Origin of the sequence: Mesorhizobium sp. M7A.F.Ca.MR.362.00.0.0 (assembly GCF_004023175.1) — a bacterium.
In the GTDB taxonomy this organism is placed as follows: domain Bacteria; phylum Pseudomonadota; class Alphaproteobacteria; order Rhizobiales; family Rhizobiaceae; genus Mesorhizobium.
The window spans coordinates 2,217-17,863 of the sequence record NZ_RZTF01000099.1 but is presented as its reverse complement, the minus strand read 5'-3'; the positions used below and the strand labels follow the sequence as shown (position 1 = coordinate 17,863).

The following is a 15,647-nucleotide window of genomic DNA, read 5'->3' as shown; positions in this document are numbered from 1 at the left end:
GCTCACCGGCGCGCCGCCGCTCGTCGAGGCGGAAGGCGATCCACTCTTCGAGATCCTCGACGCTGTCGCAGCCGACACAGAGTTTTATGAGATTGAGAGACATCGCTTAAGGTTAGTCCCGCACGCGAACGCGTCAACGACCGGATCGACTTCTCCACAGTGGCGGTTTAGGCCAGCCTTCAGCACTCCACGACGTTGACTGCAAGCCCGCCAAGGCTGGTTTCCTTGTACTTCTCGTTCATGTCGAGGCCGGTCTGGCGCATGGTCTCGATCGCCGCATCGAGCGGTACGAAATGGATGCCGTCGCCCTTGATGGCCAGTGACGCTGCGGTCACCGCCTTGACCGCGCCCAGCGCATTGCGTTCTATGCACGGCACCTGCACCAGCCCGCCGACCGGATCGCAGGTCATGCCGAGATGATGTTCGAGCGCGATCTCGGCGGCATTCTCGACCTGCTCGGGCGTGCCGCCCATGACGGCGCACAGGCCGGCCGCCGCCATCGCCGATGCCGACCCGACCTCGCCCTGGCAGCCGACCTCGGCGCCCGAGATCGATGCGTTGGTCTTGATGATGCCGCCAACGGCGGCAGCCGTCAGCAGGAAATCACGAATGCTCGGCTGGTCCGCCTCGGGATGGAAATGCAGCCAGTAGCGCAGCACCGCCGGCAGCGTGCCGGCAGCGCCATTGGTCGGCGCGGTGACCACGCGGCCGCCGGCGGCATTTTCCTCGTTCACGGCCATGGCGTAGATCGACAGCCAGTCATTGGCGAGCAAAGGATTGGGCTTGTTCTGCTGCCACTGCTCCTGCAGCTTATCGTGCAGCATGCGGGCACGGCGGCGCACCTTCAGCCCACCCGGCATGATGCCATCCTGCGACAGGCCACGGTCGATGCAGCCCTTCATGGCGCTCCAGATTCCGTCGAGGCCGGCGTCGAGCTCCTCGCGCGTCATCTGCGTCTCCTCGTTAACGCGTTTCATGTCGGCGATGGAAAGACCGCTTTTGCCGGCCATGGCCAGCATCTCGACCGCATTCTTGAACGGATAAGGCACTTTCTTGCCTTCGGTTGTCACCGAACCCTTGGCTTTCATCCGCTGCAGTTCTTCTTCGGAAACCACGAAGCCGCCGCCGATCGAATAATAGATGCGTTTGAGCAGCAGGCGGCCGCCGGCGTCATAGGCGTAGAACGCCATGCCGTTGGCGTGGCCGGTGAGCGGCGTCTTGCGGTCCAGCACCAGATCGGTGGCCGGATCGAAGCGATACGAGGGATGGCCGGGAGGCGAAATGCGCTTTTCGGCGGCGATGCGGCTGGCAATGCCATCGGCCTGGTCGGGATCGACCGTCTGCGGCGTCAGACCGGCAAGGCCGAGCATGACGGCGCGATCACTGCCGTGGCCAATACCGGTGTAGGCGAGTGACCCGTGCAGGCTTGCGCCAAGCCGGTCAACCTTGACGCCCGCCGGACGCGGCCAGTCATTTCCCGCGACCTCGTCGAGAAACCGCGCAGCGGCAGTCATCGGCCCCATCGTGTGCGAACTCGACGGTCCTATGCCGATCTTGAACAGGTCGAAAACCGAAAGGAACACGCGGCGTTGTCTCCTGGAGTCAGGTCGAGGACTACATATAGGAATTCCCACGATGTTTCCGCTCTTTTGGAAATCGCGGCGCTGCACCCGCCGACCTTGTTTGCTCCGGCAGCGACATTGGTACGATCGCTGTATGCGGACATCGAAGCGATTGCGCTGAATGTGATAAATTCAGTCCATGGGCGATTCCCTCGATCTTTCGACAGCCGATCTCGCGGCGCTGGCCTTCTTCCTCGTCGCGTGGCTGCTGCACACGTTCGCCTCCGACGGCAAGCTGGTCAGCCGCATGTCGCTGACGACGGCGATGAATGCACAGCGGCAAGCCTGGATGCGGACCATGGCCGAGCGCGAGATCCGCATCGTCGACACCGCCATTATGAGCGGGCTGCAGCAAGGCACCGCCTTCTTCGCCTCCAGCTCGCTGATCGCGATCGGCGGCTGCTTTGCCTTGCTCGGCGCGTCCGACCGGGTTCTTGAAGTGCTCAGCGACCTGCCCTTGGGTGGCGCGCCGTCGCGCGCGGCTTTTCAGATAAAGGTGTTCGGACTGGTGCTGATCCTGGCGTTTTCGTTCTTCAAATTCGGCTGGGCGTACCGGCTGTTCAACTATTGCACGATCCTGATCGGCGCCGTGCCGATCCCGCATGGCGAAGCCTCACGCAATCCGGTCACCGAAACGGCGGTGTGGCGTGCGGCGCAAATGAACATGCTGGCCGGAAAGCACTTCAACTCCGGCCTGCGCGGGGTGTTCTTCTCGATCGGTTATCTCGGCTGGTTCGTCGACCCCATGGTGTTCGTGTTGTCGACGCTGTTGCTGCTGGCCGTTCTGGTGCGGCGCCAGTTCTTCTCGGCCGCCAGGCAGGCGGTGATCGGTCAGCCGCCTGGAAAAGGCTGATCGATCCGGCCAGACAGCCAATAGGCAAAAAGCCCGATCCATTCGCGGATGGCCATGGTGGTGGCCTGCAGTGAGTCGGCCGGATTATCGCGGAACAGCCCGATGCCTTCTTTGCCCGAGGTGCGATAGTCGACCGGCCAGGGAACGGTGGCGAAGCCAGCCTTGTCGAACAGCGCCTTGGCGCGCGGCATATGGAACGCTGAGGTCACGAGCAGCCAGGTCTCGCCGGGCTTCGGCGTGACCAACTCCTTGGTGAAGACCGCGTTCTCATAGGTGTTGCGGGATTTGTTCTCCAGGATCAGACGATCGGCGGCCACGCCAAGCGCGGTGAGCAGGCGCGGCGCGGTTGCGGCATCGCCCTCGCCATCGAGAAACAACGCGCCGGTGCCGCCGGAGACGACCACCTTGGCGGTGGGAAAGCGCCGGGCCAGAACTGCGGTCTCGACCATCCGATCGCCGCTGCTGTTCAACTCATAGCCGCCGCGCGCCAGATTGATGGCGCCCTCAAAGCCGCCGCCGAGCACGACGATGCCGTCGACCTTTGCCGGCAGCGGCGGGCGCGCGAAGCGCTCTTCCAGCGGATTGAGCATCATGGCGCCGAGCGACGTCCACGCCGACAACGCAAGGACCAGAAATGCCAGCACGCTCCCGGTGGCCGCCAGCCGCCGGCGCCCTATCATGGCCGCGAGCAATCCCGCCAGCAGCAGGAAGATCGCCAGGTTCAGCGGCTGGATGAAGAACCAGAATATCTTGGACAGGTAGAAGAACATCGCTCACCCCATTGCAGCGCCGCGCGGGCGTGGGCGCTCAAAGGACGCTAACACTTTGATTTTGCGCAGCATCCTTCCGAAAATCGATTCCGACTTTCAGGGCATCCGCTAGACGAGCGACGTCCCTACCACCACTTCTCCGGCTGGAACGTGCCTGCGGCCTGCTCGATGACGGCGGCGGTCTGGAACAGCGTTTCCTCGTCGAACGGCCGGCCGATCAGTTGCAGCCCGAGCGGCAGGCCCTTGGCGTCGAGCCCGGCGGGTACGGCGATGCCCGGCAGGCCGGCCATGTTCACCGTGACGGTGAAGATGTCGTTGAGGTACATCTTGACCGGATCGGCAGCCATGTCCTCATCGGCGACGCCGAAGGCGGCGGACGGCGTTGCCGGGGTCAGGATGACATCGACGCCGGCGGCGAAGACAGTCTCGAAATCGCGCTTGATCAGATTGCGCACCTTCTGCGCCTGCAGATAGTAGGCGTCGTAGTAGCCGGCCGACAGCACATAGGTGCCGATCATGATGCGGCGCTTGACCTCGCGGCCGAAACCGGCGGCGCGGGTCTTCTCATACATGTCGACGATATCCTTGCCCGGCACGCGCAAGCCGTAGCGGACGCCATCATAGCGGGCGAGGTTGGACGAAGCCTCGGCGGGCGCCACGATGTAATAGGCGGGCAGCGCGTATTTGGTGTGCGGGAGGGAAATGTCGACAATCTCGGCGCCGGCGTCCTTCAGCCAGGCAATGCCCTTCTGCCACAGCGCCTCGATCTCTTCGGGCATGCCGTCGACGCGGTATTCCCTGGGAATGCCGACCTTCATGCCCTTGATCGGCTTGCCGATCGCGGCCTCATAGTCCGGCACCGGCCGGTCGACCGACGTCGTGTCCTTCGGATCGACCGAGGCCATCGACTGCAACAGGATCGCGGCATCGCGTACGTCGCGCGCGATCGGGCCGGCCTGATCGAGCGACGAGGCGAACGCGACGATACCCCAGCGCGAGCAGCGGCCATAGGTCGGCTTGATGCCGACCGTCCCGGTGAAGGCGGCCGGCTGGCGGATCGAGCCGCCAGTATCCGTCGCGGTCGCGCCGGCGCACAGGAAGGCGGAGACTGCCGTGGCCGACCCGCCAGAAGAGCCACCCGGCACCAACTGCGCATTGTCCAGGCTGCGCACGGTCCTCGTGCCGCCGGCCGAGACGAAGCCGCCGTCGCCCTGATGCGTCGTCGGCATCACCGCAGTATCGAGGCGCGAGCGCCGCCACGGATTGATGACCGGACCATAGTAGGACGTCTCGTTGGACGAACCCATGGCGAACTCGTCCATGTTGAGCTTGCCGAGCATAACGGCGCCGTCGGCCCACAGATTTGACGTAACGGTCGACTCGTAGCGCGGCTTGAACCCGTCGAGCACATGGCTGCAAGCCTGCGTGTGGACGCCTTCGGTGCCGAACAGGTCCTTGATCCCCAACGGAATGCCTTCCAGCGCACCGCCCTCGCCCTTGACCAGCCTGGCGTCGGACGCCTTGGCCATGTCGCGCGCCTTGTCGCCGGTCACGGCAACATAGGCATTGAGCGCCGGATTGGCGCGCTCGATAGCGCCGAGATAGGCCTCGGTGATCTCGGTCGCGGTGATTTCCTTGCCGCGCAGCTTGGCGCGGGCCTGTGAAATCGTCAGCTGGGTCAGGTCGCTCATCAAAGGCTCTTTTCGTAAAACACCGACCACTCAGAATCGGGATAATCCAGCACCGGGCCGCAACGCGAAAACCCGGCGCGTTCGTAGACTGTCCACGCCGCGGGATGACGATCGCCCGTCTCCAGCACCAGTCGCTTCAGTCCCTCGTTGCGCGCCAGCGTCTCGACCCGCTCGACGATTTTCGCGCCGATCTTCTGGCCGCGATGCGACGGCCTGATATACATGCGCTTGACCTCGCCAATGGCGCCGTCATGACGCTTCAGCGCGCCGCAGCCAATGGCCAGGCCTTTATCTCGGGCGATGAAAACCGTCGTGTCCTCACCGGCCATCTGCTCAACCGTCAAATGGTAGCAATGCTCCGGCGGCGTCAGTTCGAGCAAGGTCTCGTTGAGTTCGGTGACCAGCCCGCGCAGGTCGTCCTGGAGCGGCGTCTCAATGGCGATCTCGATTGCCATCGGCGGACTTACTCCACGACCTTCGGCACGAGGAAGAAATTCTCTTCGGTCGCCGGCGCGTTGACGACGATGTCGGCCGCCTTGCCGCCGTCGGTGACGACATCGCTGCGCTTCTTCATGTCCATCGGCGTCACCGAGGTCATTGGCTCGACACCGGAAACATCGACCTCGTTCAGCTGCTCGACGAAGCCCAGAATGGCGTTCAGCTCGCCGGTCATCCGTTCGGCATCCTCTTCGCTCACCGCGATGCGGGCGAGATGCGCGACGCGCTTCACTGTCTGAAGATCTACGGACATGTTTTTGCCTCGGGGAAAACCAGTTCGGGCTATAGCGGCGCCGCGCGCGCTGCGCAACATGCATCGTGCGAGAGACCAGGCTGTGCCGACGGCCCGCTCATCGGCTCTCAGAATACGTCTATGGCAGGGCAACGCCTTCGCACAGATAGTAGCTGCCGCTGTTGCCGCTTGCTTCGCTTTCGTCGTCGACGGGCCGAACCGACACGAGATCGATCTGCTTCGCGTTCATTTGCGTCACCGAGAGAACGTCGGGAAAGACATAACCCGGTTCCTGGCAGATGGCCGTCACCGCCCAGCTCGGCGAAGCCGTCGCCTTGCTGATCTGCAGAAACTCGCAATTGTATTCGACGCTTTGCAGGCCGTATGCCGAAAGCACGATGTTGCCGGCGTCGATCAGCGTTTGCAGCGTGTCCTTCTTGGCCTGTTTGCAAAGCTCCTCGGACTGAAGGTAGACGCCTTCGATGAAATCATCCGCGGCGAGCGCGGGCGACGCCGCGACCAGTATGGAAACGCAAAAAGATTGCCTCAAAGCCATGGTTTTATTCCATTTTGGCTGCTTCTAAATCGTAATCGTCTCGCCAATCTTGGGCAAAGCCACCTTGATGCCGGATCCTTCCAGGCCGGCCTCGAACTTGTCGGCGGTCGGGTCGATCATCGGAAAGGTGCCGAAGTGACAGGGAACCACGGTGTCGAACTTGAAGAAGCGCCGGCAGGCAAGTGCGGCCACCGCGCCGCCCATGGTGAAGCGGTCGCCGATCGGCACCAGGCCGATCTTCGGCTCGTGCAGCTCGTTGATCAGCGCCATGTCGGAAAAGATGTCGGTGTCGCCCATGTGGTAGAGCGTCTTGTCTTCCGGGAAATGCAGGACGAGGCCGCCGGGATTGCCGAGATAGGTGTTCTGGCCGCCATCGCCGGGAAATGAAGATGAATGCAGCGCCTGGACGAAAGTGGTGGTGAAGCTGCCGCAATCGACTGTGCCGCCGATGTTGCCCGGGTTGATCTTCTTGTCGCTGGCGCCCTTGCCGACCAGGTACATGCAGATCTCGAAATTGGCGACTAGCTGGGCGCCGCTTTTGCCAAGCACTTCCAACGCGCCGCTGATGTGGTCGCTGTGGCCATGCGTCAGCAGTACATGCGTGATTCCCTCCGCCGGTCCCTCCCAGCCGCCCTTCCAGGACGGATTGCCGATCAGATAAGGATCGATGAGGATCTTGGCATCAGCGGTCTCGATGCGAAAGGCCGAGTGGCCGTACCAGGTCAGTTTCATGAATGCATTCCTCGATTTTTATCTTGCCAAAGGATAGAACGCCGACGGCCCCGAGATCAAAGGGTTACTGTGTCCACCACGCGTTTGACAAAACACGTGGTGGTGAAATGCGAAGGGCGGCCGGTGGGCATTATCACGATCGAGGAATTGCCGGCGCGGCTGACCGGCGGCAAGACGCTGGCGGGACTTGACCTCGGCGACAAGACGATCGGCGTCGCGGTCTCGGACCAGAGATTTTCCTTCGCCCATCCGCGCCCGGTCATCATGCGAAGGAAATTCTCGCTCGATGCGGCGGTGCTGCTCGCCTTGCTGCATAAGGAGAATGCCGGCGCGGTGGTGATTGGGCTGCCGATCAACATGGACGGTTCGGAAGGTCCGCGTGCGCAGAAATCGCGCGCCTTCGTTCGCAACATGGCCCAGATGAGCGACCTGCCCTTCGTGCTCTGGGATGAGAGACTATCGACGGTCGCGGCCGAAAGGACGCTGATCGAGATGGATTTCTCGCGCCGCAAGCGCGCCGGCAAGATCGATTCGGCGGCAGCCGCGTTTATTCTGCAGGGAGTTTTGGACCGGCTTCAGTCGCTCCACGCATCCGCTCGAACGGAACCGGACCCGCCCAGCGCTGTTTGACCCAGCCGGCGATTTCGCGGCGACGGCGGAAAGCCCAAAGCGCCATCAGCAGCAACCCGTCGAAGACGCACGTCTTCGCCACCATGCCGGGAATGATCGCCGGATCGATGCCGAGCATCTGACCATAGAGCTGGAAGAAGAAGTCGTGCATCTGTCGGCTGAGCATCGTGTAGCCGAAATTGAGATCATTGGCCGACAGATAGAACCAGCCCCAGAAAATCGCCATCGGCGCCGCCCAGAACCCGAAGATGTAACGCATCAGCGGCCTCCCCTGTGATTGGAGCCGGTCTTGGAGACCGTTCGGCCTGATATGAGTGAGAGCAGCGAATTGTGAGCCGCGGCTTTTGCCATGTCATGCGCGACGGCATGGATCTCGCTTTCGCCGGAAGCCGCTGCCACAACCACGGACCGCCGCTCGGCAAGCATGGCGACATAGGACGCCAGAAGTGCCGTCAGCTGCACGGCAACCGCCATGAACAGCCCGTTGATGCCTTGCGCAGCACCTCCGATGACGATCAGCGACAACATGCCGGACGCGCAGATGAAGGCGATGCGGGCGACGCTGTCGGCGCCGGGACTGGTCGCGTCGTTGACCAGGGCTTCGACAAAGGCCCAGAAAAACAGAACCGCGACGACAAGCAATGCGGTGGCGAGCGGCGCCACGACAACGAAATTGTCGAGGTCGACGAAGCGGGTACCCTCGATTGTGGTGCCCAGCACGCCGAGTGCCGCCGCCACACCCCGGTTTCCGTCGATGCAGATGAGCGCAAGCAGGGCGAAAACAATCGCCCAGTGCAAGGCCAGAAAAGAGGTCAGTACCTGTCGCATCGGTGTTCCTGCTTCGCAAAGCAAGAGACGGCCAATCTGAACCATTCCCTGCTCGCGCCGGGACAGTGGGCCTTGCCGTCCGCCATCGCAACGGAAACCATTTGTTAAGGTTAACGGTGATTAGCCATACGCGGGAGGATGCCCGCCAACGCGTCAAAACTGTGGATGGCGCCGGTTTTTGCGATGCTCGCCGCTCAGTTCACCGGCGGATAGAGCGTGTCGATGATCATGCGTGCATCGTGGCGCGAGTCGACCATGCCATAGGTGTTGCGCCATTGGCCGGCCAAACGCGTCTCGACGAAAGCGTCGGCGATCCGCCCGGCCCCCAAACGGCGCAATTCCGCCGCCGCAGCCGACAGTGCCAGCTGCTCGGTCAGCAGCCGGGCCGAACCTTCGTCGGTTGAAGCAACCTGCATCGCCGCCTTCAGAACGCCGATCGTGCCGCGTCCGCCGGCGCCGAGATCACGGTCGATGCCGGCCAGCACATCCTCGAACAGGCCGGGCGCACGGCCGAGCACGCGCAGCACATCAAGCGCCATGACATTGCCCGAGCCTTCCCAGATCGCGTTGACCGGGGCCTCGCGATAGTAGCGGGCGAGTGGCGCCTCCTCGACGTAGCCGTTGCCGCCTAGGCACTCCATCGCCTCATAGAGCAGCGGGGGCGCGATCTTGCAGACCCAGTATTTGACGACCGGCGTCATGGCCCGGGCAAACGCCGCCTCCCCGCGATCGCTGGCCGCCTCGTCGAAGGAGCGCGCCAACCGGAACGACAGCGCGGTGGCGGCGGCGACGTCGAGCGCCATGTCGGCCAGAACGCGCTGCATCAACGGCTGCTCGATCAGGGTCGAACCGAACACCTGGCGATGGCGGGCGTGGTGAACGGCCTCGGCGAGGCCCGCGCGCATGATCGCCGACGAGGCGATGGCACAATCGAGCCGGGTCAGGGTGACCATGTCCATGATCGTCTTCACACCGGCACCGGGTTCGCCGACCATCTCGCCGATGGCATTGACGAATTCGACTTCGGAGGAGGCGTTGGAACGGTCGCCGAGCTTGTCCTTCAGTCGCTGAAAGCGGAAGCCGTTGCCCGAACCATCACCGAGAACGCGCGGCACGAGGAAGCACGACAGCCCCTCCGGCGCCTGCGCCAGCACCAGGAACGCATCCGACATCGGCGCCGACATGAACCATTTGTGCCCCGTCAGACGATAAAACCCGCTGCCGGCGCGTTCCGCCCTCGTCACATTGGCGCGCACATCGGTGCCGCCCTGCTTCTCGGTCATGCCCATGCCGAGCGTCAGCCCGGTCTTCTCGACCGGCGGTTTCTGGCTCTGGTCGTATTTGCGCGTCGTCACGCGCGGCGCCCATTCGCGAAACAGTTTTGGGCTGGCCATCAAGGCCGCCAGCGAAGCGTTGGTCATGGTGATGGGGCACAGATGCCCGGTCTCGAGCTCCGCCGTCAGATAAAACCGGGCGGCACGGACTTGATGGCGGCGGCCGATCTCGGTGTCGCCGTTCTCCCACACCGAGGAATGCAGCCCGTTGGCCACAGAGCGGCGCATCAAGGCGTGATAGGCGGGATGGAACTCGACCACGTCGATGCGCCGTCCCTGGCGATCATGCGTCCTGAGCTTCGGCGTCTCGACATTGGCGAGGCGCGCCAGTTCCTGCGCCTCCTGCGTCAGCACGAAGCGGCCGAGACCGTCGAGATCTTTGCGCACCGGATCGGAAAAACGCTCCGCGAGCTGGATCAGCAACGGATCGCCCCGCCAGGCGTTGCCGCCCGTCAGCGGCGGCGGCTGGTTCGTCACGTCGTCGGTCACGCCCAATCCTTCTATCGTCAGAAAGCCACGAATCCGAGGCTGTCGGCTAGATATAGCCAAGCCATGCAGCGCGCGCGATGAAAATACCGGCCGATACAATCGGCCATCTATACGAAAAAATTGAGGAGAACGGCTGCAATGCAAAGCTGGCGCTTGCAGCCGCAAAGTCTCCACCCTATAGCAGCGCCTTGAGATGACCGACGCTTCGTCCCCCTATCCTCATCGCCATCTTCTGGGCATCCGCGACCTTTCCCCCGCCGATATCGAGCTGTTGCTCGACAGGGCGGACCGAGCGGTCGCGATCTCGCGGCAGTCCGAGAAGAAAACCTCGACGCTGCGCGGCCGCACACAGATCAACCTCTTTTATGAAGCCTCGACGCGCACGCAGTCGTCGTTCGAGTTGGCCGGAAAGCGGCTCGGCGCCGATGTGATGAACATGTCGGTGGCGAGTTCTTCGGTGAAGAAGGGCGAAACGCTCATCGATACGGCGATGACGCTGAATGCGATGCGGCCCGACATATTGATCATCCGTCACCAATCGGCCGGTGCGGCCGCGCTTCTGGCGCAGAAGGTCGGCTGCTCCGTCGTCAATGCCGGCGACGGCGCGCATGAACACCCGACACAGGCGCTGCTCGATGCGCTGACCATTCGTCGCGCCAAGGGCCCGCTGTCGAAGCTCATCGTGGCAATCTGCGGCGACATCCTGCATTCGCGCGTGGCACGTTCCAACATCATGCTGCTCAACGCGCTCGGCGCGCAGGTGCGCGTCGTCGCACCGTCGACGCTTCTGCCCACCGGCATCGAGAAGATGGGCGTCATCGTCACCCGCTCGATGGCCGAGGGCCTCAAGGACGCCGATGTGGTGATGATGCTGCGCCTGCAGCGCGAGCGCATGGAAGGCGCGTTCGTGCCTTCGGTGCGCGAGTATTTCCGCTATTTCGGCCTCGATGCGGAAAAACTGAAGGCGGCCAAGGGCGATGCGCTGGTGATGCACCCCGGGCCGATGAACCGCGGCGTCGAGATCGCCTCGGAAATCGCCGACGGTCCGCAGAGCGTCATCCAGGAACAGGTCGAAATGGGCGTCGCCGTGCGCATGGCCGTCATGGAAGCGCTGCTTGACCCGCGCCGCAATCATGAAGGCCGCGGCGCATGAGCATAACGGTCTTCGAGCGCGTCCGCATTATCGACCCGTCGCGCGGCATCGACGAAGTCGGCACCGTCGTCGTCGACGGCCGCAAGATCGTTGCCGCCGGCAAGGCGGCGCTGAACCAGGGCGCGCCCGAGGGCGCCACCGTTGTCGACTGCGCCGGCAAGGCGATCATCCCAGGCCTGATCGACGGCCGCGTCTTCATCGGCGAACCGGGCGGCGAGCATCGCGAAACCATCGCGTCGGCAAGTGTCGCGGCGGCGGCCGGCGGCGTCACCTCCATCGTCATGATGCCCGACACCGACCCGGTGATCGACAATGTGGCGCTGGTCGAGTTCGTGCTGCGCACCGCCAAGGACACGGCGATCGTCAACGTCTTTCCGGCGGCGGCGATCACCAAGGGCCTCGACGGGCGCGAGATGACCGAGTTCGGCCTGCTGCGCGAAGCAGGCGCCGTCGCCTTCACCGATGGTCGCCACACCATATCGAGCGCGCTGGTGATGCGCCGCGCGCTGACCTATGCGCGCGACTTCGGCGCCACCATCGTGCATGAGACGCAGGATGTGGACCTCGGTTCATCCGGCGTGATGAATGAGGGCCTCTACGCCAGCTGGCTCGGCCTTTCCGGCATTCCGCGCGAAGCCGAATCCATCCCGCTGGAACGCGACCTGGCCTTGGCGCGGCTGACGCGCGGTTCGTACCACGCAGCAAAGATCTCGACGGCGATGGCGGCAAACGCCGTTACGCGTGCGAAAATCGACGGGGCGACGGTGACGTCAGGCGTGGCGATCCACAATCTGTCGCTGAATGAAAACGATGTCGGCGAATACCGCACCTTCTTCCGCCTGACGCCGCCATTGCGCGCCGAGGAAGACCGGCTGGCGATGATCGATGCGGTCAGGGACGGCACGATCGACATCATCGTCTCCTCGCACGATCCGCAGGACGTCGACACCAAGCGCCTGCCCTTTGCCGATGCGGCGGCCGGCGCCATAGGGTTGGAGACGCTGCTGGGCGCCGCACTGCGGCTCTACCACAATGGCGATGTGCCGTTGCTGCGGCTGATCGAGACCCTGTCCACCGCTCCCGCAAAACTGTTCGGCCTGCCCGGCGGCACACTGAAGCCGGGCGCTGTCGCTGATCTTGCGGTTGTCGACCTCGACGAACCCTGGATCGTCAGCGAATGCGGCATTCGTTCGCGCTCGAAAAACACCTGTTTCGAAGGCGCGCGGCTACAAGGCAAGGTCTTGCAAACGCTGGTTGCGGGCCGCACAGTGTTCTCCGTCTGAGCCGGCCACCGCGCACCGCGCGTGATCCGGCTCGTCAGGGGGAAATGCGGGGGAAACAATGATTTACAGCCTCATCCCAACGCTGGTGTTCGGCTATTTGCTTGGCTCGATTCCGTTCGGGCTCCTGCTCACCCGCGCGGCCGGCCTTGGCGATGTGCGCAAGATCGGCTCCGGCAATATCGGCGCCACCAACGTTCTGCGCACCGGCAACAAGGGCCTTGCCGCCGCGACGCTGCTGCTCGACGCGCTGAAGGGCACGGCCGCCGTGCTGATAGCAGCCCATTTCGCGCCTGACCTGGCGATCTGGGCCGGTCTCGGCGCCTTTCTCGGTCATCTCTTCCCGGTCTGGCTCGGTTTCAAGGGCGGCAAGGGCGTCGCCACCTATCTCGGCGTGCTGATCGGCCTTGCCTGGCAGGTGGCGCTGATCTTTGCCATCGCCTGGCTGGTGATGGCATTCCTGTTCCGTTATTCCTCGCTGGCGGCGCTGACGGCGGCGGTCATCGTGCCGATCGCCCTCTATGTCCTGAGCACACCGCAGAATGCGGCCTTGTTCGTGGTTATGAGCATCATCGTTTTCATCAAGCACCGGGAAAACATTTCGCGCCTGCTTGCCGGCACCGAGGGCAAGATCGGAGCCAAGGGTTGAGCGAGCCTGCCGCCGTGGTGAGTGGGCCGGCCGCAGGGCCGCGTCTCAGCGACCGGCAGCGGCTGAGCTGGCTGCGGCTGATCCGCACCCAGAATGTCGGCCCCGCATCGTTTCGCGACCTCATCAACCGTTTCGGTTCGGCCGAGGCGGCTCTGGAGATACTGCCGGAACTGATGATTTCAGGCGGCGCCATCCGGATCGCTCGCATCCCTTCCATTGCCGAAGCCGAGGCCGAACTGGAATTAGCCGGAAAGGCCGGCGCCCGCTTTGTCGGGATCGGTGAAGCAGATTACCCACCCCTATTGCGCAACATGGACCATCCGCCGCCGTTGCTGGCGGTAAAGGGCAACGCAGCTGTTTTTCGGCTGCCGGGTGTCGCCATCGTTGGGGCACGCAACGCGTCCCTGGCCGGCATCAAGATGGCACGCATGCTGGCGGCCGACCTCGGCCGCGACGGCTACGCAATCGTCTCCGGCCTTGCGCGCGGCATCGACACGGCGGCGCATCAGGGCAGCCTGGCGACCGGCACGATCGGCGTCCTGGCTGGTGGTCTCGACCTGCCTTACCCGCCTGAAAATGCCGGCCTGTGCGAGGAAATCGCCGAGCGCGGCGCCATTATCTCGGAAATGCCGTTCGGCTGGCAGCCGCGCGCCCAGGATTTCCCGCGCCGCAACCGCCTTGTCGCGGGTGCGGTCCTTGGGCTGGTGGTGGTCGAGGCAGCGCAACGCTCGGGCTCCCTGATCAGCGCCCGGCTTGCCGGCGAAATGGGCCGACTGGTCTTCGCCGTCCCGGGCTCACCGCTCGATCCACGCGCCGCCGGTACCAACGGCCTGCTCAAAGATGGCGCCACCCTGGTCACCGAGGCATCGGATATTTCCAGGGCAATCGCCCCGCTGACCGGCATGCGAGCGCCCGACGTGCCGCCGTTCGAAGAGCCGCCCGACTTCTCGGCCACACCACCGCCCGGCGAAAGCGACCGCGCCTGCGTCATCGAGGCGCTCGGCCCAACGCCAGTGGCGGTCGACGAGATCATCCGCCACACCGGCCTGCACCCGGCCCAGGTCTTCATGGTGCTGCTGGAACTCGACCTCGCCGGCCGCCTCGAGCGCCATGCCGGAGGGAATGTATCGCTGGTGTTCGGGGAGCCTTCCGTCTGACGCTGTTCGCATTTTCGCGCCGCCGAACTCCTTCGAGAAGTTCGGCGAGGATGGCCTTTCAGCCGGCTTTCCGCTTTGCCGCGCCTGTGCTCATCTGTTCGACGCCAAGACCGGCCGGCGATTGTAGGGAAAAGGTCTGATATCCCGAGGCAAAGGTCTCAAGCAAAAGTTGGCTCTTGCCACTCGCGTCCGTTGGCACCAATCTCGCTCAGCCGCTCATCGGTGGATGTCGGCATGACAGGATCTTGCCATGACCCGCGATCAGATGCTCGCCCACCTGCGGTCCGCCGATGCCGTCGCGCGCGACACGGCGGCGCATGGGCACCATCCGTTCGGTTGCGTGCTGGTCGGGCCGGACGATCGCGTGCTGATGCGGCAGGGCAATCTCGACACGGTGCGCCATGCCGAGACGGAGCTCGCCCGGCGCGCGGCGGCGGCCTATGAGCCGGAGTTCCTGTGGCAATGCACGCTGGTCTCAACCTTCGAGCCGTGCGCCATGTGCGCCGGCACGATGTATTGGGCCAATATCGGGCGGCTGGTTTACGGGGTCGAGGAGACCGAGCTGCTGGCGCTCACCGGAGATCACGCGGAGAAACCGACGATGAGCCTCTCTTCGCGCACAGTCCTCGACTCCGGCCAGAAAAAGATCGAGGTCTTTGGCCCCTTCCCCGAAATCGCCGACGAGTTGCTCGCACCGCACCGCGATTTCTGGAAGCGTTGACGGCTTCCCCACCGGTTGTGGTGTGCCCTTCCCGAGAGATGGGTGACAGTTTATCGCGTGGATTTGGTGAGCGCGATGGGATTCGAACCCATGACCTACTGATTAAAAGTTATCGCTGACTTTTCGGTCTAACCGATTGAGATAGCTACTAAATCCTTGATGAACCTCCTCTTTCCGATCGCCAAAAAGCGACAAAGTCGGAAATAGCGGGTGTGTTCGGCAGCACGGTGCCGGACACACCCCAAGGGTCAACGAGGAAAAATGTCGATACAACCAATAGGTGCCGGGTCGAAAAAGCCCTGGCCGGAAGGCACCATCGAGGACTGGCAGCAAGGGGCCAGTTATGGGTGGCTCGCAGACAAGTATGGGCGATCGTACAGCACGGTCGTCAAGCTCGTCCGTCGAGCCAAGGAAATGGGGACGAAGCGGATCGAAATCACGTCGAGCAGGCG

The 15,647-nt window shown here is 63.7% G+C and carries 17 protein-coding genes and 2 pseudogenes; 8 read left to right on the top strand and 11 right to left on the bottom strand.

Translation table 11 applies throughout. The features are described 5' to 3' along the window. Window positions 1–103 (bottom strand): annotated as a pseudogene (locus tag EOC06_RS14970) (DUF1489 domain-containing protein); the annotation flags it as partial. A gap of 76 nt (window positions 104–179) precedes the next feature. Then, window positions 180–1,583, bottom strand: a complete 1,404-nt coding sequence (locus EOC06_RS14965; protein WP_127269560.1) for an L-serine ammonia-lyase — start codon at window positions 1,581–1,583, stop codon at window positions 180–182. A 178-nt stretch (window positions 1,584–1,761) separates the two neighbouring features. Here EOC06_RS14965 and EOC06_RS14960 point away from each other — a divergent pair, with 178 nt between their 5' ends. Continuing rightward, a complete protein-coding gene (locus EOC06_RS14960) occupies window positions 1,762–2,475 on the top strand; it encodes a DUF599 domain-containing protein (RefSeq protein ID WP_027161543.1) in 714 nt (237 codons plus the stop codon). Here EOC06_RS14960 and EOC06_RS14955 read toward each other — a convergent pair. From EOC06_RS14955 to EOC06_RS14930, 6 genes are all read right to left on the bottom strand, one after another. Further along, window positions 2,454–3,245, bottom strand: a complete 792-nt coding sequence (locus EOC06_RS14955) for a YdcF family protein (protein WP_023812955.1) — start codon at window positions 3,243–3,245, stop codon at window positions 2,454–2,456. The genes EOC06_RS14960 and EOC06_RS14955 overlap by 22 nt on opposite strands. A gap of 125 nt (window positions 3,246–3,370) precedes the next feature. Beyond that, a complete protein-coding gene (locus tag EOC06_RS14950; protein ID WP_127321155.1) occupies window positions 3,371–4,936 on the bottom strand; it encodes an amidase in 1,566 nt (521 codons plus the stop codon). Then, window positions 4,936–5,391 (bottom strand): GNAT family N-acetyltransferase, encoded by a 456-nt coding sequence (locus EOC06_RS14945; RefSeq protein ID WP_128308142.1) that lies wholly within the window; start codon window positions 5,389–5,391, stop codon window positions 4,936–4,938. The genes EOC06_RS14950 and EOC06_RS14945 overlap by 1 nt, the downstream gene beginning before the upstream one ends. An 8-nt stretch (window positions 5,392–5,399) precedes the next feature. After that, a complete protein-coding gene (gatC, locus tag EOC06_RS14940; RefSeq protein WP_127272494.1) occupies window positions 5,400–5,687 on the bottom strand; it encodes an Asp-tRNA(Asn)/Glu-tRNA(Gln) amidotransferase subunit GatC in 288 nt (95 codons plus the stop codon). A gap of 118 nt (window positions 5,688–5,805) precedes the next feature. Further along, entirely contained in the window at window positions 5,806–6,222 is a 417-nt protein-coding gene (locus EOC06_RS14935; RefSeq protein WP_127321156.1) for a hypothetical protein, read from the bottom strand. A 24-nt stretch (window positions 6,223–6,246) separates the two neighbouring features. Further along, the gene (locus EOC06_RS14930; protein WP_128308141.1) at window positions 6,247–6,954 is read right to left on the bottom strand and encodes a metal-dependent hydrolase; all 708 of its coding nucleotides are present in this window, start codon (window positions 6,952–6,954) and stop codon (window positions 6,247–6,249) included. Window positions 6,955–7,077: 123 nt separating this feature from the next. Here EOC06_RS14930 and ruvX point away from each other — a divergent pair, with 123 nt between their 5' ends. Continuing rightward, a complete protein-coding gene (ruvX, locus tag EOC06_RS14925) occupies window positions 7,078–7,584 on the top strand; it encodes a Holliday junction resolvase RuvX (RefSeq protein ID WP_128308140.1) in 507 nt (168 codons plus the stop codon). Here the strand turns inward: ruvX and EOC06_RS14920 are convergent. From EOC06_RS14920 to EOC06_RS14910, 3 genes are all read right to left on the bottom strand, one after another. Next, window positions 7,502–7,843 carry a DUF6105 family protein gene (locus tag EOC06_RS14920; protein WP_128308139.1) on the bottom strand — a complete coding sequence of 114 codons (342 nt, stop codon included), beginning with the start codon at window positions 7,841–7,843 and terminating at the stop codon, window positions 7,502–7,504. The two genes, ruvX and EOC06_RS14920, sit on opposite strands and share 83 nt — an antisense overlap. After that, entirely contained in the window at window positions 7,843–8,412 is a 570-nt protein-coding gene (locus EOC06_RS14915; RefSeq protein WP_127810477.1) for a hypothetical protein, read from the bottom strand. The genes EOC06_RS14920 and EOC06_RS14915 overlap by 1 nt, the downstream gene beginning before the upstream one ends. Before the next feature lie 194 nt (window positions 8,413–8,606). Then, on the bottom strand, window positions 8,607–10,235 hold the full coding sequence (locus EOC06_RS14910; RefSeq protein ID WP_128308138.1) for a DNA alkylation response protein: 1,629 nt from the start codon (window positions 10,233–10,235) through the stop codon (window positions 8,607–8,609). Window positions 10,236–10,428: 193 nt separating this feature from the next. Between EOC06_RS14910 and EOC06_RS14905 the strand changes: the two genes are divergently transcribed. The 6 genes and pseudogenes from EOC06_RS14905 to EOC06_RS42570 all read left to right on the top strand — a co-directional run. Next, complete coding sequence (locus tag EOC06_RS14905; protein ID WP_127327334.1) at window positions 10,429–11,388, top strand: aspartate carbamoyltransferase catalytic subunit; 960 nt, start codon at window positions 10,429–10,431, stop codon at window positions 11,386–11,388. Beyond that, window positions 11,385–12,671 carry a dihydroorotase gene (locus EOC06_RS14900; RefSeq protein ID WP_128308137.1) on the top strand — a complete coding sequence of 429 codons (1,287 nt, stop codon included), beginning with the start codon at window positions 11,385–11,387 and terminating at the stop codon, window positions 12,669–12,671. The genes EOC06_RS14905 and EOC06_RS14900 overlap by 4 nt, the downstream gene beginning before the upstream one ends. Before the next feature lie 58 nt (window positions 12,672–12,729). Continuing rightward, window positions 12,730–13,317: a glycerol-3-phosphate 1-O-acyltransferase PlsY gene (plsY, locus tag EOC06_RS14895; protein WP_128308136.1), complete on the top strand. Its 588-nt coding sequence runs from the start codon at window positions 12,730–12,732 to the stop codon at window positions 13,315–13,317. Between the two features lie 17 nt (window positions 13,318–13,334). Next, window positions 13,335–14,474 (top strand): DNA-processing protein DprA, encoded by a 1,140-nt coding sequence (dprA, locus tag EOC06_RS14890; protein ID WP_128308143.1) that lies wholly within the window; start codon window positions 13,335–13,337, stop codon window positions 14,472–14,474. Between the two features lie 250 nt (window positions 14,475–14,724). Continuing rightward, window positions 14,725–15,195: a nucleoside deaminase gene (locus EOC06_RS14885; protein ID WP_128308135.1), complete on the top strand. Its 471-nt coding sequence runs from the start codon at window positions 14,725–14,727 to the stop codon at window positions 15,193–15,195. A 261-nt stretch (window positions 15,196–15,456) separates the two neighbouring features. Continuing rightward, a pseudogene (locus tag EOC06_RS42570) lies at window positions 15,457–15,647 on the top strand (hypothetical protein); the annotation flags it as partial.